Origin of the sequence: Solimicrobium silvestre (assembly GCF_002976435.1) — a bacterium.
GTDB classification, from domain to species: domain Bacteria; phylum Pseudomonadota; class Gammaproteobacteria; order Burkholderiales; family Burkholderiaceae_D; genus Solimicrobium; species Solimicrobium silvestre.
Map to the genome: position 1 here is coordinate 149,608 of NZ_PUGF01000008.1, position 21,770 is coordinate 171,377.

Consider the following 21,770-nt stretch of genomic DNA (forward strand, 5'->3'; position numbering starts at 1 on the left):
AATTTTAACCGCATTTACTATGCGCATTTAATATGTTTGCTCTCCCTAGATTAGTCGCCTTGGCCTTACTCACCGTATATTTAGTTTGGGGCTCCACCTACTTTGCAATCCATGTTGCGCTGACTTCATTCCCGCCCTTTATGCTGATGGGAACCCGCTTTTTAGCTGCGGGTAGCCTGCTATTTATTTTTTTAAAGTGGCGCGGCAAAACCAATCCAACAACTAAACAATGGCGCGACGCAGGCTTGGTCGGCAGCTTAATTTTAGGTGGCGGAATGGGCTTAACTTCCTACGCTCAACAATACATTTCTTCCGGCTTGACCGCCGTATTCATTGCTTGCTCGCCCTTTGTTTTAACCTTATGTGTCGGCATGTATGGGGAATGGCCGAATCGACGCGAATGGATGGGTATTTTGATTGGCTTTGCAGGTGCTCTTTTACTCGCTAGCGGCGGCGATTTTTCAGCAAAACCGATAGGTATCGTCGCGTTATTAGGTGCGATTATTTGTTGGGATTTAGGCTCGGTTTTATCGCAACGCAAATTTTCTTTAGCACCCGGGGCAATGGGTTTTGCCAGTGAAATGCTGTTGGGAGGGGTGTTTTTAGTCGTCCTGGGTTACTTAAATGGCGAACACTTCGTTGGCACAATTACACCCTCGGCCTGGTTCGCCTGGAGCTACTTAGTGGTGGCAGGTTCTTTAGGCGCATTTACTGCGTATATGTACTTAATTGCCACGGTTCCACCGGCATTAGCGTCTAGTTACAGCTACGTTAATCCAGTCATCGCCGTTACGCTCGGAGTGATGTTTGCTGGTGAAAAAATCGGCACACGCGATATTGTCGCAATGACTGTTATTTTAAGCAGCGTGTTGCTAATAACTACAGCCCGCAACCGCGCTACCAAGATCACTAAATAGAGCCGATAACTAAAATTTTTCAACAACTTATCCATGCTGTCTACATGACAGCTTAAATCCATATTCACAATCGCCAAACTAAGCAATGCTTGGATTCGTGCTAATTTCTGGCTCTAAATTAGCCTTCATTGGATAGCTTTTATTAATCATTTCTTTAATTTCGCCCATCCGTCCCACCGGCAAATCCACCATCAACAAAACTTGTCCTTGCAATATGCCGTTACTGTATTGCTCAAGAGCCGAATTCGGGATAGCCGTTGAGGCGCGTGCCGCCAGCCAGGCACCTAAAACAGCCCCCATAATGCCACACAAAATGAACGACACTATCTGCGTTTCCAGTCTGACCAACGGCAATATCAGCATTAAGCCGCTCGCCATCAAACCAGAAAAGGCACCAATAAAAATACCTACCTCGGTACCATGCACCAAATCAGTACGTTGAAATAAAGTTGCTTCTGGCATATCTGCTGGTAAAGTATCCGGGCTAGCCAGAAAATGGATATATCGCTCTTCAACTCGTGCCAATAATAGTTGATCTAACATCGCCCGCGCACTAGCAATATCGGGCAACATAAAATAGCATCTGCGTCTCATAATGATCTCCCTTTTTGACGTGCATAATTAAGTTATAGCAGAGCAGCATCGGCTTTCAATCGGTATTTTTTGATTTAACGATTAAACAGAAAAACATTACAAATTAACTTGTGGAGTTGCCATGGATCGTCGACTGTTTGTGAAATTAGGATTACTTATCGGTGCAGCAAATTCGATTAATAATGATGCAGATGCGGCTGTTTCTAGCAGCTCAAAAAGTGAAGCACATTTAGCAAATAATCACTCCCTCATTGACGCTGACGTAATCGAATTACAAGCCTTAATGAGCTCGGGTAAATTAAGCGCCAAATCATTAACCGAGCAGTATTTACAACGCATTAAAACCATAGACCGCGCAGGTCCGCATCTCAATTCGATTATCGAACTTAATCCTGATGCATTAGCGATCGCAACAGCGCTTGATGCGGAACGAAAAGTAAGCGGTGCGCGTGGCCCTTTACATGGCATTCCGGTACTCATCAAAGACAACATCGCCACGGCAGATAAAATGCAAACCACGGCAGGGTCGTTAGCATTGGTTGGCGCTCGCGCACCGCGTGACGCATTTTTGGTTAAACAATTACGTGCCGCCGGCGCTGTCATTCTAGGTAAAACCAACTTGAGCGAATGGGCCAATATGCGTTCCACCCGTTCCACCTCAGGTTGGAGCGGACGCGGTGGTTTGACTAAAAATCCATATGCACTCGACCGTAATTGCAGCGGTTCCAGCTCTGGTTCGGCTGCCGCCATTGCCGCTAGTTTGGCGACCTTGGCGGTGGGGACTGAGACCGATGGATCGATCGTTTCACCCGCATCACTGTGCAGTCTGGTCGGTATCAAACCAACCTTAGGTTTAATTAGTCGTGACGGTATTGTTCCAATCGCACACTCACAAGATACTGCCGGCCCAATGACGCGCACCGTGTCCGACGCAGCATTATTATTAACGGTGTTAGCCGGAATAGATGCGCGTGATTCAGCAACGGCCAGCAGTCGTGGACGCGCTACCGACTACACCAAATTCTTGGATAAAAATGGACTCAAGGGTGCCCGAATAGGCGTCACGCGCAATGCCATGTCCAGTAATTTGCGGCAACAAGCCGTGGTTGATGAAGCGTTGGAAGTATTGAAGCAGCAGGGCGCAATCTTGATTGATGTGGAACTGCCTAACATTGCCAAATATACCGATTCGGAACTGGAAGTATTGCTGTATGAATTGAAGGCCGATTTAAATCGATATCTGGCGGAATTCGGCCAGGGTTGTGCTGTAAATTCATTGGCTGACGTGATCGCTTTCAATGAAAAGAACCGCTCGCGCGAAATGCCTTACTTTGATCAGGAATTGCTGATTAAAGCTCAAGAAAAAGGTGATCTTAACAGCCCCGCTTATTTAATCGCGCTTGAAAATAATCATCAATATTCACGCGTTGAAGGCATAGATCAAATCATGCGAGAACATCAGCTGGATGCCTTGTTTGCATCGACCGGCGGCCCAGCTTGGATTTCTGACTATGTAAATGGCGACCACGTTATTGACGGCTTCTCCACACCGGCAGCGGTTGCGGGTTATCCGCATATCACCGTACCGGCTGGTTTTTTTGCTGGCTTACCGGTTGGCGTTTCGTTTATCGCTGGGCAGTATGCGGAAGGGATGTTAATTAAATTGGCTTATGCTTATGAACAGGCGAGTAAGCGCAGAAAAGTGCCTACTTATATGGCACATAGTTTGGGGTGATTTTGTAGGAGGCACCCTTTGCGGGTGCCCTTGATTAATCAACCAACCCGTTTAGCCGCCAACGCATTCCCTGCGCGGCTAACTGCTTTACGTCCCAAATGCTGAGAAATAAACTGACCGGCATCGACGGTTTTATCCAAATCAATTCCAGTGTGAATCCCCAAGCCTTGCATTAAAAACAGCACGTCTTCGGTTGCGACATTGCCGGTTGCACCCTTGGCGTAAGGACAGCCACCCAAGCCAGCAACGGAGGAGTGGAAAATGCTAATGCCGACTTCCAGACTGGCATAAATATTAGCCAAGGCTTGTCCATAAGTGTCATGAAAATGGCCTGACAAACCTGATACCGGAAACTCTCTCATTACTCGCTGCATAACGGTTTGCACCTGTCTGGCAGTGCCTACGCCGATTGTGTCGGCGATGTCGATTTCATCGCAGCCTAAGTCGCGCAAACGCTGTACAACATCGGCAACGGCTTCTGGGCTAACTGCACCTTGATATGGACAGCCGAACGAGCAGCTTAAGCTGCCGCGCAAGCGTTTGTTATTGGCCTTAGCCGCTACGGCCACTTCTCGAAACCGTTCGATTGATTCTGCGATTGAACAGTTAATATTTTTTTGGGAAAAAGCTTCCGAAGCAGAACCAAATATCACCACTTCATCAGCGCCCGCAGCGATTGCCGCTTCAAAGCCTTTCATATTGGGTGTGAGCACCGAATAAATAACACCGGCTTTGCGCTCTATACCAGCCATGACTTCCGTGGAAGTAGCCATTTGCGGCACCCATTTTGGCGAAACAAACGAGGCCGATTCAATGTTAATAAACCCGGCGGCGCTTAACCTGTTCACCAATTCAATTTTAACTTCGGCACTAATCGTCGTCGCTTCATTTTGCAGGCCGTCACGCGGGCCGACTTCCACTATTTTGACTGAGCTTGGAAGAGTGGCTGAGGTTGCATATGAGTTCATTTTAATATCCTTTGACACAATCTATAACGCCAGTAACGGGCAAACCCTGTTCTAGCAACGCGATTTTTTCAGCGATCTGTACAGCGCTTTCATCCCATAACGTCAGCGCTGCAACATGCGGTGTAATAGTGATTTTTGGCTCTTGCCAAAACGGGTGATTGCCCGGCAGCGGCTCGGTTTGAACTACATCTAAAGTCGCCCCCGCAATATGCCCATTGCGCACCAGTTCCAGCAAATCCTGTTCCACAATATGCGCACCGCGCGCCACATTAATTACATACGCACCGCGCGGTAACTGCGCTAACGTGTGCCGATTTAAAATACCGCTGGTTTGTTCCGTCAACGGCAAAATACAAACGATGACTTTGCTTTCTGCCAAAAATTTAGGCAGCTCATCTGCACCCGAATAGCACTGAATTTCATCAATTTGTTTAGCTGAGTTACTCCAGCCAATAACTGGGAATTTAAGTTGCAGCAAACTCGCGGCGATGGATTGTCCTAGCGTACCCATGCCAAGTACACCAACCGTAAATTCTTTTTTACTCAATGGCGCTATTGACTGCCAGTGTGCGTGTTGGGCCTGACGCGCAAACAGATCAAAACGGCGAAAATAATGCAGCACCGCGTGGCAAACATAATCTGCCATTTGCTCGCCCATGCCAGCATCTTCCAAGCGAATAATCGGCACTTGTTTGGGTAACTGATCAACCATCTTGATGATGGCGTCAACACCTGCGCCTAGATTAAAAATCGCTTTTAAATCATCACGGCCAGCTAGCATTTCCACTGGCGGTTTCCAGACTAGCGCGTAGTCAGCAGGAGCATTGTCACCTGCTTGCCATTGCCTGATTTTCGCGTGCGGTAAAGCGTTCTGAAATGCGCGTAATGGGACTTCAGGATTACTACTTTGGTTGCAATAGATAATGTTCATATTCTTATTTAGCGTAAAACCCTCAATACCGTCATCCTCGCGCAGGCGGAGATCCAGTTGCACATGAATGACGGTTGAAGCTTATTCACTTAATATTCACTTAATAACATCTCACTCAAACATCAATAATTGCGCGCCATCGGCTACCTGGTCACCGACTAAATACATCAGCTCTTTCACCACGCCATCAACCGGTGCCGCAATCGTGTGTTCCATTTTCATGGCTTCCATAATCAGCAACGGCTCGCCTTTTTTTACCGCTTGCCCGGCTGCCACTAACAAGGCCACAATTTTGCCTGGCATCGGTGCAGTCAAGCGCCCGGTTTCCGCTTCCGCTTCACCGGCATGCAACAACGGATCGGTGTAAGTTAATTCAACATGCTGGCCTTGGTTGAACACATGGAAATGTTCACCATGACGCACGACGGTGCCGCTCACGGTTAATTCACCGACTTGAATACTTAGTGTGTGTTCAGTTTGAGCTAACCGCACCCGCGCTTCAGAACCCGCTCCGCTCATGCTCCAACCATCTGCCAGATAACGCACAACGACCTCATGCACGTCACCTTCGGATTCAAAACGTAAGGTGCGCAGCAAACTGCTATTCATGCGCCAGCCGTGGCTAGAGGCCCACGGGTCGCTACTATTGGCGTGGCATTCTGACAGTAATAATTTGGTTGCCGCTAACGCCAATACGGGCAATGTCATCACGGCCGGAGCTGGGAATAATTCGGCCTGATTACGCTCAATTAAACCAGTATCTAAATCAGCACTAGAAAATGCTTTGCTGTGTATCAGTCGCTGTAAAAATCCAATATTGGATGACAGCCCAACAATCTGATACTGCGCTAAAGCTTGCGCCATCCGCGCCAAGGCTTCATTTCTGTCTTTACCCCATACGATCATTTTAGCGATCATCGGATCGTAAAAAGGTGAGATCGTGTCGCCTTCGCGCACGCCGCTATCTATCCTGAAACTAGCTGGATCTGAACTACCGCCTAACTCAAAATTCACGGCTTCTGGTGTGCGTGCATGCACCAAAGTACCAATCGACGGCAAGAAACCTTTTTCTGGATTTTCAGCATAAACACGCGCTTCAATCGAATGGCCATGTATACGTAATTGCGGCTGCAACAACGGCAACGGTTCGCCACTTGCCACGCGCAACTGCCACTCGACCAAATCAGTTCCGGTAATCATTTCAGTGACCGGATGCTCAACTTGCAAACGCGTATTCATTTCCATGAAATAAAATGAACCGTCTTGATTAGCGATAAATTCGACCGTTCCAGCGCCGACATAACCAACCGCTTTAGCGGCAGCCACCGCCGCTTCGCCCATCGCCGCGCGACGTTGTTCCGTCATGCCCGGCGCAGGTGCTTCTTCCAATACTTTTTGATGGCGACGTTGCACTGAACAATCACGTTCAAACAAATAAACGCAGTTGCCGAAGGTATCGGCAAAGACCTGAATTTCGATATGGCGCGGGCGTTGTAAATATTTTTCAGCCAGGACTTTATCGTCACCAAAAGAACTGATCGCTTCGCGCTTGCAAGAAGCCAAGGCCGCTTTAAAGTCCGCGCTGTTTTCAATCACGCGCATCCCTTTACCGCCGCCGCCAGCAGAGGCTTTCAGCAATACCGGATAACCGATACGATCAGCTTCTTTATGCAAAAAATCCGCATCTTGATTTTCACCATGGTAGCCCGGCACCAGCGGCACCTTGGCTTGTTCCATCAGCGTTTTAGCCGCCGACTTACTGCCCATAGCGCGTATCGCCGAAGCCGGTGGCCCAATAAAAACCAACCCCGCTTTAGCGCAAGCATCGGCGAACTCACTATTCTCGGATAAAAATCCATATCCCGGATGAATCGCCTGTGCCCCAGTCGCCAGCGCCACAGCAATAATTTTATCGCCCAGCAAATAACTCTCTTTAGCCGCAGCCGGCCCAATCAACACCGCCTCATCACAAGCCGCCACATGCTTAGCCAGCGCATCCGCCTCCGAATACACCGCCACCGTTTTAACACCCAGACGACGCGCAGTAGCCGCCACCCGACAAGCGATTTCACCCCGGTTAGCGATGAGAATTTTAGTAAACATGGTTATTCCTTATTATTTTTTAATGTCTTAAAGCGATGAAGCAAAAACTGAATTGCGCTAAATAATGCGTATGTGCTGCTGTTGAATTTGACCTTGTTGTTGACTTGGCTTTTGACGCTGCATTTGACCTTGTTTTTGACCTACCCCACTTCTAGTTCGGCCGATGAATTTACGGATAAATGGATCAGAAAGGTTCGCTGTCTGAGCCGCAGGCGAGTTTCGAACTTTTCCCATTTATCCGTAAATTTATCGGGGTTTCCGAAATAGCGTGGTCGCCTTTTTTGGGTTACCTTTTTTGGCGAAGCAAAAAAGGTAACTAGCCGCCGGTCTACCACCGGCCTACAAAACTAAAATCAATCAAGCTGCTATCAAAAAATAAACGACAAATCAACCGGAAGTAATTGTCAATCAACGGTAACGCGTGGGCACAAACCCGTGCCCACCCTACGTCGAGTTATTTACACCCACCACTCTCAACTTTAGCCCGCGTCCTCAACCCCAATTTCTCCAACAAAACCCGATCATCCGAAGCCTCAGGATTCTCAGTAGTCAACAACTTATCCCCATAAAATATCGAGTTAGCACCAGCCAAGAAACACATAGCCTGCACCGGCTCCCCCATCTGCCGACGCCCAGCCGACAACCGCACCCGCGCACGCGGCATAGTAATCCGCGCCACAGCAATAGTGCGCACAAACTCCAGCGGATCAAGCTCTTCGGTACCAAACAAAGGCGTACCTTCCACCTGTACCAAATGATTCACCGGCACCGATTCCGGGTAGGGATTTAAATTCGCCAATTGCGCAATCAAACCAGCGCGTTGACGACGTGATTCACCCATTCCCACAATCCCGCCGCAGCATACTTTTAAGCCAGCATTACGTACATAACCCAGCGTATCCAAACGATCTTGATAATCGCGGGTAGAAATCACGTTATCGTAAAACTCTGGCGCAGTATCTAAATTGTGGTTGTAATAATCCAGACCAGCGTCTTTTAACCGCGCAGCCTGTTCTTCTTTCAACATACCCAACGTAGCGCAGGTTTCTAAACCCAAAGCCTTCACTCCACGCACCATTTCTTCGACTTTTTCCATGTCGCGGTCTTTAGGCGAACGCCATGCAGCACCCATGCAAAAACGGGTTGCGCCACTTTCTTTAGCAGAACGTGCAGCATCCAATACTTCGGTAATGCCCAGGATTTTTTTAGCTTCTACGCCAGTGTCATAACGCGCCGCTTGAGGGCAATATCCACAATCTTCTTCGCAGCCACCGGTTTTAATTGACAACAAAGTCGCCAGCTCAACGTCACCGTCCGGAAACTCACGGCGATGCACTTCTTGAGCGCGAAACAGCAACTCATTAAATGGCAAATCAAACAAACCCAATACTTCATCGACTGGCCAAGTTTCGGCCACGATAGGTGTGACTGGTTTTGGCGCCGGATGAAACGTTACGCCTTGTTGTTTGCTGGTCTCTGTATTTTGTTCCATCGTGTTTTCCTCATTTAAACTAGGTAATAAGTTGCTCAGGCAACTTCAATAATTTTGTTAAATCTAAATGCGCCGCTGCGGCCTGCGCTGTTGGTTTGTCTAAGCACGGAATGCAACCTAACAACGGCGCATTGATACGTTCCTGCAAAGCGATCAAGTTATCCTGCAAATGCGCCATTTCACCTTGCGCACAATTCGCCACCCAAGCCGCCACAGTTAAGCCACGCGCAGTAATAGCCTCAACTGTAAGCAATGCCTGACTAATGCAACCGAGCCGCATTCCAACCACCAGCACCACCGGCAAATTCAATTGTTGCGCCATGTCTGCACTATCTTCCTGCGCATTCAATGGCACTCTAAAACCCCCGACACCTTCGACGATTAACGCTTGTGCATAAGTCGTTAATTGTTGATAGCAATCCAGAATCACCGACAAATTAATCTGCTGCATTTCCTGTTGCGCGGCGATATGCGGAGCTGCCGCTAACTTAAATAAATACGGATTAACCAGCTTGGACAATTCCGCTGGCAAAATCACATTACCGGCGTCTTTTAGTGCCAATACATCTTCATTGCACCAAACGCCATCCTGCAAAAATGCGCCTGCCGCGACCGGCTTCATGCCGATACTTTGCAACCCCTGCTGCACCATGCCGTAAAGCAGGGCGCTTGAAACCAGCGTCTTGCCAATTTCGGTATCGGTACCCGCCACAAAAAATGCTAACGGTTTTTTGTATTCCATCTTCACGCTGCTTTCTTTTGTAAACCATCTAGCTCGCTCAGCAAGGTCGCAACTTGCGCACTGCTGTGTGCGGCTGACAGAGTAACCCGCAAACGCGCTGTACCAACCGGCACGGTTGGTGGACGAATTGCCGGCACCCAAATCCCGCGCTCGTATAAACGTGCCGCCAGCTGCATAGCCAGATGATTTTCACCGACGATCAGCGGTTGAATTTGCGTGTCGGAAGCCAGTAAAGACATGCCACCGACCTCAGAGCCTATTGCGGTTTTAAACTGCTTAATCAGACCTTGTAAATGCGTCCGACGTTGTGCACCTTCGGCACCGCAAATAATATCCAGACTCGTCAACAGCGCATGCGCTAAAGCTGGCGGTGCGGCGGTAGTATAAATATACGGGCGGGCTTTTTGTACCAGCCATTCAATCACGCTGCCATGTGCTGCGATAAACGCACCAGACACGCCAGCAGCTTTGCCTAATGTACCCATGTAGACAATATTTTTGCTGCGTAAATTGAAGTGGGAAAGTATTCCAGCACCGTCACCTAACACACCAAAACCATGCGCATCATCAATCACTAGCCAAGCATTATAACGTTCGCACAAAGCCAATATTTCAGGCAAAGGGGCAATTACGCCATCCATACTAAATACGCTGTCGGTGACAACAATTTTTGTTGAAGCACCACTTTGTTGTAGCAAATTTTCTAACGCGATTAAATCGGCGTGTGGATAAACCTGCACTTTGCAACGCGCTAATTTAGCACCATCAATTAACGAAGCGTGATTTAAATTTTCAGAAAAAATTTCTGCCTGACCAGGATCAGTCGCGGCCAATCCAGACAACACCGCCAGATTAGCCATATAGCCGGTACTCAAATACAAGGCGCGCGCCTGTTCCAAATACGGCGACTGCATAGCGGCTAACCGTTCTTCCAGTTGCGCATGAGCTTTTGAATGGCCGCTAATTAAATGCGACGCGCCGCTACCGGCACCGTACAACGTAACGCCTTCTTGCAGAGCGTGTTGAATTTGCGGATGTGCGGCCAAACCCAAATAATCGTTGCTGCAAAATGCCAGCATAGTACGACCATCAACGTTCATCACCGCAGCGCATGGTGTTGCAGTTACTCGTCGGTGACGTAGTAAATCTTGTTTATCCAGTTCAGCCAAACGCTGTTCGATTTGTTCAATCATGCTGCCGCCACTTGTTCAAATACAGACAAAGTACGCTGCCCTAACAAGGCACACTCTTCATCATTCAAAATATACGGCGGCATTAAATACACCGTATTGCCGATCGGCCGTAATAACAGTTCTTGCGTTAACGCCGCCTTGAAAAAACGTGATGAAAATCCGGCACTGACATCCACAGCATCAAACGCCCAGATCATGCCGCGCTGACGGAAGTTCTTAACTTTCGCATGCAGTGCGAGTGGCGCTAATGCGGCAGTTATTTTAGCCGCACGTTCAACGTTATTCTCCAACACGTTATCTTGTTCAAAAATTTCCAGCGTTGCCAATGCCGCCCGACAAGCCAAAGGATTTCCAGTGTAAGAGTGGGAATGTAAAAAGCCGCGTTTAACATCTTGATGATAAAACGCCTGATACACTTTATCTGTCGTCATGACTAAAGACAGCGGCAAATAACCGCCGCTAATCCCTTTAGACAAACACATAAAATCAGGCCAAATCGCCGCTTGTTCACACGCAAAAAAAGTACCGGTTCGGCCGCAACCCACCGCAATTTCATCGGCAATTAAATGCACCTGATATTTGTCGCATAAGGCACGCAGTAATTGCAAATAGAGCGGGTCATGCATAGCGAAACCGGTTGCGCATTGCACTAACGGTTCCACTATCATCGCGGCAATTTTGGTGCTGCGTTGCTCAAATAATTTTTCTACTTCAGCTATTGCGCGACGCGCCACGTCTTGCGCCGTTTCGCCATCTATAGCCTGACGCGCATCCGGCGACATCACCACATGCGCCGAGCCGATCAAGGGGCCATAGGCGTCACGGAATAATGCCACGTCGGTTACCGCCAAGGCTCCGATGGTTTCACCGTGATAACTACCTTTTAAGCAAACGAATTCACGCTTGTCTCCCAGCCCCAGATTGCTCCAGCTATGAAAGCTCATTTTGAGCGCGATTTCCACTGCCGAAGCACCGTCCGATGCAAAAAAACAATGGCCTAATGCATGACCGGTTTTTTCGGATAACTGTTCCGACAAACGGATGACAGGCTCATGCGTAAAACCCGCCAGCATAACGTGTTCCAATTTATCCAGCTGATCTTTTAACGCGGCATTAATACGCGGATTTGCGTGACCAAATAAATTCACCCACCAGGAACTAATACCGTCTAAATAGCGATTGCCATCCGCGTCAAATAACCATGCGCCGCGACCATGACTAATCGGCACCAACGGCATAGTCTCGTGATGCTGCATTTGCGTACAAGGATGCCAGACATGCTGCAGACTGCGGTCTATCCAATTGCTGTTTGACTTCAACTTTTTTCCTTACTAATTCTAATGTGCGTTGACACCGATCTTCGTAGAGGTGCCCCTACCATTTTGATATTCTAGTTTACCGGCAACAACCAATTCGGCTTACGTTTTTCCAGGAACGAAGCAACACCTTCACGTCCTTCTTCTGAGGTCCGGATTGCAGCAATACGCTCTGCTGTATACGCCAGCAAATCTTCATCGATTTCGGCACTGGTGACATCTTCTACCAACCATTTAGCTTCGATGACCGCGTTCGGGCTGTTATTCACAATCGCGTTGACCAACTGCGCTACGGTTTCATCCAATTGCTCTGCCGCGACAACTTCATGCACAAAGCCAATCCGATGCGCTTCTTTTGCAGAAAAACGTTCCGCAGTAATAAAATAACGACGTGCCGCATTCGCGCCCATCGCCTTAATAACGTAAGGGGAGATTGTCGCAGGAATTAAACCGAGCTTGACTTCACTCAAACAAAATTGCGCCGACTCTACTGCGACTGAAATATCACAAGCTGCCGCCAATCCCATACCACCGGCATAGCAATCACCTTGCACTTTGGCGATAACCGGTTTTGGGCAACCAAAGATTTGGTACAACATCTCGGCTAATTGCTCGGCATCGGCCAGATTTTCTTCTGGCGTATAGGTCGCCATTTTTTTCATCCAGTTGAGATCTGCACCGGCACAAAATGACGGGCCATTCGCGGCCAAGACAATAACTCGAACCTCTGAATTTTGTCCTAACTCTTGAAATACTTCGGTTAATTCCGCGATCACGACCTCGTTAAACGCATTCCTTACTTCAGGGCGATTTAAAGTTACCGTTGCCGCGCCGCGTGCTATTTCTACCAGTAGTGTTTGATATGTCATTTTGTTGTTCCTACATTCTGAATAAGCCAAATTTTGTTTCTGGAATTGGCGCATTCAGCGCCGCCGACAAACCTAAACCCAACACCATACGCGTATCTGCCGGATCAATAACACCGTCATCCCAAAGACGTGCGCTGGCAAAATACGGATGACCCTGATGTTCGTATTGCTCTTTAATTGGCTGCTTGAATTGCGCTTCTTCTTCCGCTGACCATGCGCCGCCTTTGGCTTCGATACCATCGCGTTTTACCGTCGCCAATACGCTGGCAGCCTGCTCACCGCCCATCACTGAAATACGTGCGTTTGGCCACATCCACAAAAACCGTGGGGAAAATGCACGACCGCACATGCCGTAATTCCCGGCACCAAAACTACCGCCAATAATCACGGTAAATTTAGGTACTGCTGCGGTTGCCACGGCCGTTACCATCTTGGCACCGTTACGGGCAATTCCTTCGTTTTCATATTTACGACCAACCATAAAGCCGGTGATATTTTGCAAGAAAACCAAAGGAATTTTGCGCTGGCAGCATAGTTCGATAAAGTGCGTGCCTTTTAAAGCCGACTCGGAAAATAAAATACCGTTGTTGGCAATAATACCGACCGGCATGCCGTGGATGTGCGCAAAACCACAGACCAGAGTTGTGCCGTAACGCGCTTTAAATTCATCAAACACACTGCCATCGACTACCCGTGCGATGACTTCGCGCACATCAAACGGCTTGCGTGTATCAACCGGAATCACACCATACAATTCTTGCGCCGGATAGGCAGGCTCTACAACTTCCTGCAACTTTAACTGACTAGGTTTTTGGCGATTTAAATTTGCCACGATAGTGCGCGCCATGGACAACGCATGCATATCATTTTGAGCCAGATGATCGACCACGCCGGATAAGCGCGTATGTACATCACCACCGCCCAAATCTTCGGCACTGACGACTTCACCGGTAGCGGCTTTAACCAACGGTGGGCCGCCTAGGAAAATGGTGCCCTGGTTTTTAACGATAATCGATTCATCGCTCATTGCTGGCACATATGCGCCGCCAGCGGTGCAAGAACCCATAACGACGGCAATTTGTGGAATACCTTGCGCAGATAAATTAGCCTGGTTAAAAAATATCCGGCCGAAATGATCACGATCAGGAAATACCTCGTCTTGATTCGGCAAATTAGCGCCGCCGCTATCAACCAGATAAACGCACGGCAAGTTATTTTGCTCGGCAATTTCTTGTGCGCGGATATGTTTTTTTACGGTTAGCGGGTAATAGGTTCCGCCCTTGACTGTGGCGTCGTTACAGACGATCACGCATTCCTGGCCAGAAATCCGGCCAATACCTGTGATCACACCGGCACAAGGCGCTGCGTTGTGATACATCTCGAAGGCAGCAAGTTGTGAGAATTCTAAAAACGGTGTGCCGGGATCAAGCAGCATTTGTACGCGATCTCTTGGCAATAATTTACCGCGTGCTAAATGCTTTTTACGGGCATCGTCACCGCCACCCAACAGGATTTTTTCAATTTTATTTTTCAGGTCATCCACCACGACTTGCATCGCTGCGACGTTGGCTTTGAATTCTTCTGAGCGTGGTGCTAATTTAGATTCTAATTTCATATTTACTTTGCTTTTTTATTTTGAAAAAACGCCATCTTTATACAACCATTGACCGCCTTCACAAACAAACCGGCTAGTTTCATGCAGCTGTTCTGCGCGTCCGTTAATTTTGTATTTGGCGATAAATTCAACTGTTGCAGTTAGCTGCTCCTGATGATGCGACAGTACTTTAAGTGATATCCATTTACAGGAATCCTGCTCACGCATCACTTCTTTCAGGCGAGTACTTGGATGCCAGCTTTTTTGCAAATACACTTCGTTTTCCAGCGTATAAGCGGTGTATCTTGAACGCATTAATGCTTCTGCATCGGGAGCTAATTCCGCACCGCTTATATAACGGCCGCAACAACTTTCATACGTCGGTCCCAAACCGCAAGGGCAGAGCGGTTCCTGTTTAGATTTGGCCATTTTTTAACAGTGCTTCTATTTGGTCAAACCGATCAAAACCCCAGAACGGTTCGCCATCAATGATGACAAATGGCGCGCCGAAAACACCTTGCTCTTGTGCTGCATCGACTTCTGCTTTTAATTGCGCTTTTATTTCAGGACTAGATATTTCATTGGCCAATGTATCGCCATCAAACCCAAGCCGATTCGCTATTTGCACGACATGCTCAATTTCGCCAATATTTATGCCATCGACAAAATAAGCTTGATACGCAGCCTTGGCGAACTTGATCGCGCTGTCTTCTCCTAATTTATTTGCAATCCACAACATCGCTCTGGCGGTGTTCTGTGTGCTAATTGGGAAGTGCTCTGGCTGCTGAAAGGGAATAGCGTGAAATCTGGCGCTGCGCTTTAAGTCGTGTAGTGAATATGTGCCTTTCAACGGTACATCGACGAGCGGCAGCGTTCCCGTGGTTTTAAAAATCACGCCTAACAAAATCGGATGCCACTCAACTTGCTGCGCATATTTTGCCGCTAACTGGTCGATCCGCATGGCCGCTAAATAGCCGTAGGGTGAAGTGAAATCAAAATAGAAATGGATAGTTGAACTCATCGCTGCTCCGTTTTTTGCTTAGATTTATTCTTGCGCCAATGATCGGCCAATAATGATTTTTTGAATGTCAGAAGTACCTTCGTAAATCTGGCATACGCGCACATCACGATAAATTCGTTCCACCGGAAAATCAGTCACATAACCGTAACCGCCATGAATTTGAATCGCATCGGAACAGACTTTTTCAGCCATTTCTGACGCAAATAATTTTGCCATTGCCGCTTCTTTCAAGCACGGCATGCCCGCATCTTTCATGCTCGCCGCATGCCAGATTAACTGACGCGCCGCTTCAATTTGCGTCGCCATATCGGCCAACTTGAATTGCACCGCCTGATGTTCAAAAATCGGCTTACCAAAACTTTCACGCTCTTTAGCGTAGCTCAGTGCCGCTTCAAATGCGGCACGCGCCATACCAACCGATTGCGAGGCAATACCGATTCGCCCACCTTCCAAGCCGGACAAGGCAATTTTATAACCCTGACCTTCTTCACCAATTAAATTGGCGGCGGGAATGCGGCAGTTTTCAAATAAAATTTGCGCCGTGTCGGATGAATGCTGACCTAACTTTTCTTCTAATCGGGTAACGATATAGCCCGGTGTTTTAGTGGATACCCAAAACGCGCTTATCCCTTTTTTGCCGGCATTTTTATCAGTGACCGCCATCACAATCGCCACATCCGCATACTTGCCGCTGGTGATAAATTGCTTCACGCCGTTAATCACGTATTCATCGCCGTCTTTGACGGCGGTAGTACGCAGTGCACCAGCGTCACTGCCGACATGCGGCTCTGTTAAACAGAACGCACCTAACATGCTGCCTTGCGCTAATGGACGCAGCCATTGTTCCTTTTGCGCGTCATTGGCGTACATCATGGCGATCGAGCAAACCGGGCAGTTGTTCACAGAAATAACTGTGGAGGTTCCTCCATCACCGGCGGCGATTTCTTCCAATACCAACGCCAGCGATAAATAATCCATGCCGGCACCGCCCCATTTTTCTGGTACGGCCACACCAAACGCGCCAAGCTGCGCCAATTGCGTTAATTCTTCTTGCGGGAAGTGATGTTCTTTATCCCAGCGCGCTGCATTCGGCGCTAAACGTTCTTGCGAAAATTCACGCAACGCTTCGCGTATCATTTGGTGTTCAGATGTCAGTATCATAAATTTTTCTAGTGTGTTTCTATCTTAATTGGACTTACCACGTCAGTTGTGTACCGTCGTAATTGTAAAACGTTCCATTATCTTGCTTGGTACGGGCGGCAATGGTCGCGCGGATTCCTGCGGCACTTTGTTCACCGGACAGGGTTGCTCCTGCACCACCCATCTCTGTACGCACCCAACCCGGATGCATGGCAATGCTGACCATTTCCGGGAAGCTGTGTGCAACATCCAACAGAACCGAATTCAAGGCGGCTTTACTGGCGCGATACAGCCATGAACTCGCATCATTGCGCATCGATAACGAACCCATCATCGACGAAATTACCGCCAACCGGCCGTTGGAAGCAGCCACAATCGGTGCGATGATCGGTAGCAAGCGCATCGCTGCTAACACGTTGGTTTGCATAACGTGATTAAACTCGTCAGCGCCTGGTGTATCCAAACCTTCGGTACGCGTTCCGATAACACCGGCACTTAAAATGGCGACATCAATTTTTTCATCATCGAGCCGCCAACCAATGGCAGCACAATCATTTAAATCGGTCACGTCTAGCGGCAATGGTGTCGCACCGATTGTGGATAACTTTTCCAAATCAGCAGCTTGCCGTGCCGTTGCCAGCACGCGCCAGCCGGCGGCATGATATTCCTGCACCAGGGCTAAACCTATGCCGCGTGAAGCTCCGATAATTAAGACTGTTGGCATTTTTTTCTAACTATTTTTAGTTAAGATTCGGTAATCGGGCAGTAACTTCGATTTCAATTTTCATACGTGGATCAATTAAGCCGACCACCATCGCCGTTGCGGCTGGTCGGGCATTAACAAAATACTGTCCAAAAATTGGCGCGACTTGCTCAAAATAACTCGCGTCGGTGATTAAATAATGCACTCGAACTACATCATCCAATCCTGCTCCTGCTTGTTTTAATGCCGCTTCAATATTTTTAAAGATTTGATGTGTTTGGTCGATCAAGTCGGCATCTATCGTCATTGCGTCATAATTAAAACCGGTAGTGCCAGACACATGCACCAAACCATGCTCAACTACGGCACGGCTATAGCCTGCTAATTTTTCAAAGTCGGAACCGGATGAAATTAATTTTTTGCTCATATTTAATTCTCTAAATATTTGACGAAAAAAGGTGAGACCAAGCTCACCTTTTCTTTAACACACTAACGCATTAAGCCAATTCAATCGCCATTGCAGTACCTTCACCGCCACCGATACACAGTGTTGCTACACCGCGCTTCAAGCCACGTTTTTGCAATGCGCCGATCAAAGTACAAATGATGCGAGCACCGGATGCGCCGATTGGATGACCCAAGGCACATGCGCCGCCGTGTACGTTGACTTTGCTGTGAGGAATATCAAACTCACGCATTGCGGCCATTGGCACGGTTGCGAAGGCTTCGTTGATTTCAAACAGGTCGACATCTTTCACTGACCAGCCGGTTTTCTTAAACAGTTTTTGCATCGCGCCAACCGGTGCGGTAGTAAACCAGTTTGGTTCTTGTGCATGCGTTGCATGACCAACTACTCGCGCTAAAATTTTGCAGCCAAGTTTTTTTGCTGTTTCTTCGCTCATCATAATCAACGCCGCAGCGCCGTCATTGATGGAAGAAGAAGAGGCAGCGGTAATGGTGCCGTCTTTTTTGAATGCTGGTTTTAACGTTGGAATTTTGTCTAACTTGGCTTTTAACGGGCCTTCGTCTTTGTCGATAACGACGTCACCGGAACGACCTTTTACAGTCACTGGTGCGATTTCCCAGGCAAACGAACCATCTGCAGTTGCTGCTTGTGCACGCTTAACGGATTCAATGGCAAACGCATCTTGATCTTCACGGCTGAAATTATATTTTGCGGAGCATTCTTCGGCAAAAGTACCCATAGAACGGCCACCACCGGATTTTTCGTCACGGCTATAAGCGTCTTCCAAACCATCCAGCATCATGTGATCCATTACCTGACCGTGACCGATACGATATCCACCGCGTGCTTTTGGCAATAAATACGGTGCGTTAGTCATGGACTCCATACCACCGGCAACGACGATATGGTTAGTACCAGCCAAAATGGAATCATGCGCCATCATGGCCGCTTTCATCGCTGAACCGCACATTTTTGACAAAGTTACCGCGCCTACCGAAATCGGCAAACCGGCAGCCAATGTTGCTTGACGTGCAGGAGCTTGACCTTGACCAGCCATTAAGCAGTTACCAAACAAAACTTCATCAACCATTTCTGGTTTTACGCCGGAACGCTCTAAAGCGGCTTTAATGGCGACAGCACCTAACTGGCTTGCTGTTACTGATGAAAAATCACCTTGAAAAGCACCCATTGGTGTGCGAGCTGCACCAACAATCACAATGTTCATACTAATCTCCAAATTGTGCAGCCTAAGCTGCCGGGTTAAAGTCGGGGCCGGTGTTAATTCCAGATCCACGACTAGCTGACGAATGACAAAATCTAATTTCTTGCGGGTAAGGGAAAACGTCTTCTACATGGCCTTCCATTATGCGCTTTTTGCATGCCTGCCAGTATCCAGGCGTCAACAAATCGGCATGATATTTCATGAAATATTCACGTACTTTGGCGTTCCCCAATAAAAACGGTGCAAATTGCTCTGGGAAAACATCATTTTTTGCTATGTGATACCACGGTTCAGCAGCCATTTCATCTTCGTCGTTACGCGCTAATGGAATGCTGCGAAAATTGCAATCAACCGTGTATTCAATTTCATCGTAATCATAAAAAACTACACGCCCTAAACGGGTTACGCCAAAATTTTTGTACAGCATATCACCGGGGAAAATATTGGCGGCGACCAGCTCTTTAATAGCGTTACCGTATTCACGAATGCCATGTTCTATTGCCGCGTTATTGTGTTCTTTTTCTGCTTCCATTAACCAGATATTTAACGGCACCATGCGTCGTTCAATATACAAGTGCTTTATGACGACTTCATTTTCATTTTCTTCCAGGACAGAAGGCGCATAACGTCTGATTTCAGCCAACAACGATTCGGTAATACGGCTGCGCGGAAAAGTCACATCGGAATATTCTAGCGTATCTGCCATGCGACCTACGCGGTCGTGATTTTTCACCAGCAGATATTTTTCTTTGATCAATTCTTTAGTGGTGTCCTTAGGCGGCGGAAAGCTGTCTTTAATCACTTTAAACACATACGGAAACGAGGGCAGGGCGAAGACCAGCATGACTAAACCGCGAATCCCCGGTGCTTCTTGAATTTGATCCGATGAGTATCTTAAATGATGTAAAAAATCGCGGTAAAACAGGTTTTTTCCGTGCTTTTGCAAACCCAATACGGTATAAATTTCGCTACGCGGCTTGCGCGGCATAATGCTGCGCAAAAATTGTACGTAGGCGGAGGGCACTTCCATGTCCACCATAAAATACGCACGCGTGAATGAAAACAGGACGGTGATTTGCACCGGATCTAACAGCACCGTATCCAAGATCAAATGATTATGGCGGTTATGTAAAATCGGAACGATGAAGGGATATTCACGATTACCGTTCACCACTTTGCCAACGATATACGCGCCTTTATTGCGGAAAAATAAATTCGACAGCACTTGCAGTTGCTGATTCGGTTCAACCCGTTCTGCACCGATTAATTCATTTAAGCGCTGCGCGATCGCCGTTACATCACGATCCAAATCAGCGAAGGGTGTCTCTAGCCGGAAATTGGTGATGATTCTTTTCAGCGAATAATGAAAGCCATCATTGGCAGGGTAATACACGCGATAGGTGGGGAGGTGATCGCTCTCGATATAGTCGGTAGCGACAGCGGGGCGCATAAAAATAAAATCGTTGTTGTAATAATTACGATGCAACATTTTTGTGCACACCGAATTGAAGAAAGTTTCTGCCAATTCGGGTTGCATATGATCGATTAACAGCCCCATATAATGCAGCTTTACTTCGCGCCATACCGGATCGGTTAAGTCGGCTTCATCGTAGTCATCTTCCAGGATGGTTGCGCATTCGATGACCCGCTTATCGTAGTAAGAAATACGTTCCCGCGCGATTTTTTGTCCTTCTTTCCACTCCGCTAATTCAAAGCGCGTTTTTGCCTGTTGGCTCACTGCACGGAACAAACGGTAATGCTTGTTGAAGCCATCCAAAATGGTGCGCGCAATATCAAAAGCGATTTGCGAGGAGAGCAATTTAGGGAAGGCGACTTGTGGCATTTTACAAGGATCTCCAGGCGGCCAGCTTCGCCATATCAACACCAATTCCGCCGCACACAATAATTAACGGGCGATGAAATTCATGTAAAACGGGCAGATTCTGATATGCCACCGCCAACGCGGCACCGCAAGCCGGTTCCACCAAGGTGTGCATGTCGTCGGCAAAGCGCCAGCAGGCATCTACCGCTTGTTTGTCTGACACGGTAACACTGTGGATAACATGGGAACGCGTTAATTCAAACGCATGTTTGGCAACGCGTCTGGCTGCTAAGGTAGTGGCAATGGAAGTGATGGCTGGCAAGGTCACCAGTTCACCGGCTTGCACCGCCGCGTGAAAAGATGCGGCGCCTTCGGTTTCGACAGCAATTACCGGCACTGTTGATAAGCCATTGCGCTGCAAGCCTTGTACTACGCCGGACAATAAACCACCGCCACCGACTGAGCAAATTACCACATCAAATTCGGCCTGTTGCACTGCTTCATCGATCAAGGTGGCATTACCGTCCCAGATATCGGGATGATCAAATGGCGGGATATACACAGCACCGTCCAGCTGGCTCATTTGCAGCGCGGCCTGATTAGTTTCATCCCATTGTGCGCCACTGACAATTAATTCAACGCCTATCGCACGAATAGCTGCCCGTACGCTTTCCTGAGTCGCTTCCGGCACCAGAATGGTCGTTTTTACCGCCAATGCAGCACCTGCAATAGCCGCCGCAAATCCAGCATTACCACCGGACGGGCAAATCAAATGCCGCGCCCCGTTTGCTACCGCGCGCTGGCAAAGCAACCCGATGCCGCGCAACTTAAACGAGCCGGACGGCTGGTTGTTATCCATCTTCAACCAGACCGATTTACCGAGCTCGCTAGAGAGCGGCCTATGCGCCAATAACGGCGTAGAGATATGCAGAGGCTGCATGC

General features: G+C 48.1%; 20 protein-coding genes. 2 read left to right on the top strand and 18 right to left on the bottom strand.

Going from position 1 to position 21,770, the window contains the following annotated elements; genetic code table 11:
- The first annotated feature begins 32 nt into the window (after nucleotides 1-32).
- Complete coding sequence (gene yedA, locus S2091_RS10235) at nucleotides 33-917, top strand: drug/metabolite exporter YedA (protein ID WP_105531713.1); 885 nt, start codon at nucleotides 33-35, stop codon at nucleotides 915-917.
- Between the two features lie 78 nt (nucleotides 918-995).
- On the opposite strand, the gene S2091_RS10240 is transcribed toward yedA, so the two are convergent.
- Nucleotides 996-1,511, bottom strand: a complete 516-nt coding sequence (locus S2091_RS10240; RefSeq protein ID WP_133166893.1) for a DUF1269 domain-containing protein — start codon at nucleotides 1,509-1,511, stop codon at nucleotides 996-998.
- A gap of 121 nt (nucleotides 1,512-1,632) precedes the next feature.
- Between S2091_RS10240 and S2091_RS10245 the strand changes: the two genes are divergently transcribed.
- On the top strand, nucleotides 1,633-3,246 hold the full coding sequence (locus S2091_RS10245) for an amidase (RefSeq protein WP_105531715.1): 1,614 nt from the start codon (nucleotides 1,633-1,635) through the stop codon (nucleotides 3,244-3,246).
- Nucleotides 3,247-3,284: 38 nt separating this feature from the next.
- Here S2091_RS10245 and S2091_RS10250 read toward each other — a convergent pair whose 3' ends face one another.
- The 17 genes from S2091_RS10250 to S2091_RS10330 all read right to left on the bottom strand — a co-directional run bounded on the left by S2091_RS10250 (nucleotide 3,285) and on the right by S2091_RS10330 (nucleotide 21,768).
- Nucleotides 3,285-4,214: a hydroxymethylglutaryl-CoA lyase gene (locus tag S2091_RS10250; RefSeq protein WP_105531716.1), complete on the bottom strand. Its 930-nt coding sequence runs from the start codon at nucleotides 4,212-4,214 to the stop codon at nucleotides 3,285-3,287.
- Between the two features lies 1 nt (nucleotide 4,215).
- Complete coding sequence (locus tag S2091_RS10255) at nucleotides 4,216-5,145, bottom strand: 2-hydroxyacid dehydrogenase (RefSeq protein WP_105531760.1); 930 nt, start codon at nucleotides 5,143-5,145, stop codon at nucleotides 4,216-4,218.
- Nucleotides 5,146-5,256: 111 nt separating this feature from the next.
- Nucleotides 5,257-7,248 carry an acetyl-CoA carboxylase biotin carboxylase subunit gene (locus S2091_RS10260; RefSeq protein WP_105531717.1) on the bottom strand — a complete coding sequence of 664 codons (1,992 nt, stop codon included), beginning with the start codon at nucleotides 7,246-7,248 and terminating at the stop codon, nucleotides 5,257-5,259.
- A 454-nt stretch (nucleotides 7,249-7,702) separates the two neighbouring features.
- Nucleotides 7,703-8,740 (bottom strand): biotin synthase BioB, encoded by a 1,038-nt coding sequence (gene bioB, locus S2091_RS10265; protein WP_105531718.1) that lies wholly within the window; start codon nucleotides 8,738-8,740, stop codon nucleotides 7,703-7,705.
- A 19-nt stretch (nucleotides 8,741-8,759) separates the two neighbouring features.
- Nucleotides 8,760-9,482, bottom strand: coding sequence for a dethiobiotin synthase (bioD, locus tag S2091_RS10270; protein ID WP_105531719.1), 723 nt, complete (start codon nucleotides 9,480-9,482; stop codon nucleotides 8,760-8,762).
- 2 nt (nucleotides 9,483-9,484) lie between these two features.
- On the bottom strand, nucleotides 9,485-10,675 hold the full coding sequence (bioF, locus tag S2091_RS10275) for an 8-amino-7-oxononanoate synthase (protein WP_105531720.1): 1,191 nt from the start codon (nucleotides 10,673-10,675) through the stop codon (nucleotides 9,485-9,487).
- Nucleotides 10,672-11,994, bottom strand: a complete 1,323-nt coding sequence (gene bioA, locus S2091_RS10280) for an adenosylmethionine--8-amino-7-oxononanoate transaminase (RefSeq protein WP_105531721.1) — start codon at nucleotides 11,992-11,994, stop codon at nucleotides 10,672-10,674. Before bioA ends, bioF begins: the two co-directional genes overlap by 4 nt.
- 71 nt (nucleotides 11,995-12,065) lie before the next feature.
- Nucleotides 12,066-12,860 (bottom strand): enoyl-CoA hydratase/isomerase family protein, encoded by a 795-nt coding sequence (locus tag S2091_RS10285; protein WP_105531722.1) that lies wholly within the window; start codon nucleotides 12,858-12,860, stop codon nucleotides 12,066-12,068.
- Nucleotides 12,861-12,870: 10 nt separating this feature from the next.
- Nucleotides 12,871-14,475: a carboxyl transferase domain-containing protein gene (locus tag S2091_RS10290; protein WP_105531723.1), complete on the bottom strand. Its 1,605-nt coding sequence runs from the start codon at nucleotides 14,473-14,475 to the stop codon at nucleotides 12,871-12,873.
- A 15-nt stretch (nucleotides 14,476-14,490) separates the two neighbouring features.
- Nucleotides 14,491-14,883, bottom strand: coding sequence for a YchJ family protein (locus S2091_RS10295; protein ID WP_105531724.1), 393 nt, complete (start codon nucleotides 14,881-14,883; stop codon nucleotides 14,491-14,493).
- A complete protein-coding gene (locus S2091_RS10300) occupies nucleotides 14,870-15,475 on the bottom strand; it encodes a 2-hydroxychromene-2-carboxylate isomerase (RefSeq protein ID WP_105531725.1) in 606 nt (201 codons plus the stop codon). Before S2091_RS10300 ends, S2091_RS10295 begins: the two co-directional genes overlap by 14 nt.
- A 24-nt stretch (nucleotides 15,476-15,499) precedes the next feature.
- Nucleotides 15,500-16,636, bottom strand: a complete 1,137-nt coding sequence (locus S2091_RS10305; RefSeq protein ID WP_105531726.1) for an acyl-CoA dehydrogenase family protein — start codon at nucleotides 16,634-16,636, stop codon at nucleotides 15,500-15,502.
- A gap of 34 nt (nucleotides 16,637-16,670) precedes the next feature.
- Nucleotides 16,671-17,339, bottom strand: coding sequence for an SDR family oxidoreductase (locus S2091_RS10310; RefSeq protein ID WP_105531727.1), 669 nt, complete (start codon nucleotides 17,337-17,339; stop codon nucleotides 16,671-16,673).
- 16 nt (nucleotides 17,340-17,355) lie between these two features.
- A complete protein-coding gene (locus S2091_RS10315) occupies nucleotides 17,356-17,745 on the bottom strand; it encodes a RidA family protein (protein ID WP_105531728.1) in 390 nt (129 codons plus the stop codon).
- 70 nt (nucleotides 17,746-17,815) lie between these two features.
- Complete coding sequence (locus S2091_RS10320) at nucleotides 17,816-19,009, bottom strand: acetyl-CoA C-acetyltransferase (protein ID WP_105531729.1); 1,194 nt, start codon at nucleotides 19,007-19,009, stop codon at nucleotides 17,816-17,818.
- A gap of 22 nt (nucleotides 19,010-19,031) precedes the next feature.
- Nucleotides 19,032-20,849 carry a bifunctional isocitrate dehydrogenase kinase/phosphatase gene (gene aceK, locus S2091_RS10325; protein WP_105531730.1) on the bottom strand — a complete coding sequence of 606 codons (1,818 nt, stop codon included), beginning with the start codon at nucleotides 20,847-20,849 and terminating at the stop codon, nucleotides 19,032-19,034.
- A gap of 1 nt (nucleotide 20,850) precedes the next feature.
- Nucleotides 20,851-21,768 (bottom strand): pyridoxal-phosphate dependent enzyme, encoded by a 918-nt coding sequence (locus S2091_RS10330; RefSeq protein ID WP_105531761.1) that lies wholly within the window; start codon nucleotides 21,766-21,768, stop codon nucleotides 20,851-20,853.
- Nucleotides 21,769-21,770: the final 2 nt, after the last annotated feature.

Excerpts from the sequence above, each read along its gene's own strand:
- yedA (WP_105531713.1), top strand. The coding sequence starts at position 33 with ATGTTTGCTCTCCCTAGATTAGTCGCCTTGGCCTTACTCACCGTATAT.
- S2091_RS10240 (WP_133166893.1), bottom strand. The coding sequence starts at position 1,511 with ATGAGACGCAGATGCTATTTTATGTTGCCCGATATTGCTAGTGCGCGG.
- S2091_RS10245 (WP_105531715.1), top strand. The coding sequence starts at position 1,633 with ATGGATCGTCGACTGTTTGTGAAATTAGGATTACTTATCGGTGCAGCA.
- S2091_RS10250 (WP_105531716.1), bottom strand. The coding sequence starts at position 4,214 with ATGAACTCATATGCAACCTCAGCCACTCTTCCAAGCTCAGTCAAAATA.
- S2091_RS10255 (WP_105531760.1), bottom strand. The coding sequence starts at position 5,145 with ATGAACATTATCTATTGCAACCAAAGTAGTAATCCTGAAGTCCCATTA.
- S2091_RS10260 (WP_105531717.1), bottom strand. The coding sequence starts at position 7,248 with ATGTTTACTAAAATTCTCATCGCTAACCGGGGTGAAATCGCTTGTCGG.
- bioB (WP_105531718.1), bottom strand. The coding sequence starts at position 8,740 with ATGGAACAAAATACAGAGACCAGCAAACAACAAGGCGTAACGTTTCAT.
- bioD (WP_105531719.1), bottom strand. The coding sequence starts at position 9,482 with ATGGAATACAAAAAACCGTTAGCATTTTTTGTGGCGGGTACCGATACC.
- bioF (WP_105531720.1), bottom strand. The coding sequence starts at position 10,675 with ATGATTGAACAAATCGAACAGCGTTTGGCTGAACTGGATAAACAAGAT.
- S2091_RS10285 (WP_105531722.1), bottom strand. The coding sequence starts at position 12,860 with ATGACATATCAAACACTACTGGTAGAAATAGCACGCGGCGCGGCAACG.
- S2091_RS10290 (WP_105531723.1), bottom strand. The coding sequence starts at position 14,475 with ATGAAATTAGAATCTAAATTAGCACCACGCTCAGAAGAATTCAAAGCC.
- S2091_RS10295 (WP_105531724.1), bottom strand. The coding sequence starts at position 14,883 with ATGGCCAAATCTAAACAGGAACCGCTCTGCCCTTGCGGTTTGGGACCG.
- S2091_RS10300 (WP_105531725.1), bottom strand. The coding sequence starts at position 15,475 with ATGAGTTCAACTATCCATTTCTATTTTGATTTCACTTCACCCTACGGC.
- S2091_RS10305 (WP_105531726.1), bottom strand. The coding sequence starts at position 16,636 with ATGATACTGACATCTGAACACCAAATGATACGCGAAGCGTTGCGTGAA.
- S2091_RS10310 (WP_105531727.1), bottom strand. The coding sequence starts at position 17,339 with ATGCCAACAGTCTTAATTATCGGAGCTTCACGCGGCATAGGTTTAGCC.
- S2091_RS10315 (WP_105531728.1), bottom strand. The coding sequence starts at position 17,745 with ATGAGCAAAAAATTAATTTCATCCGGTTCCGACTTTGAAAAATTAGCA.
- S2091_RS10320 (WP_105531729.1), bottom strand. The coding sequence starts at position 19,009 with ATGAACATTGTGATTGTTGGTGCAGCTCGCACACCAATGGGTGCTTTT.
- aceK (WP_105531730.1), bottom strand. The coding sequence starts at position 20,849 with ATGCCACAAGTCGCCTTCCCTAAATTGCTCTCCTCGCAAATCGCTTTT.
- S2091_RS10330 (WP_105531761.1), bottom strand. The coding sequence starts at position 21,768 with ATGCAGCCTCTGCATATCTCTACGCCGTTATTGGCGCATAGGCCGCTC.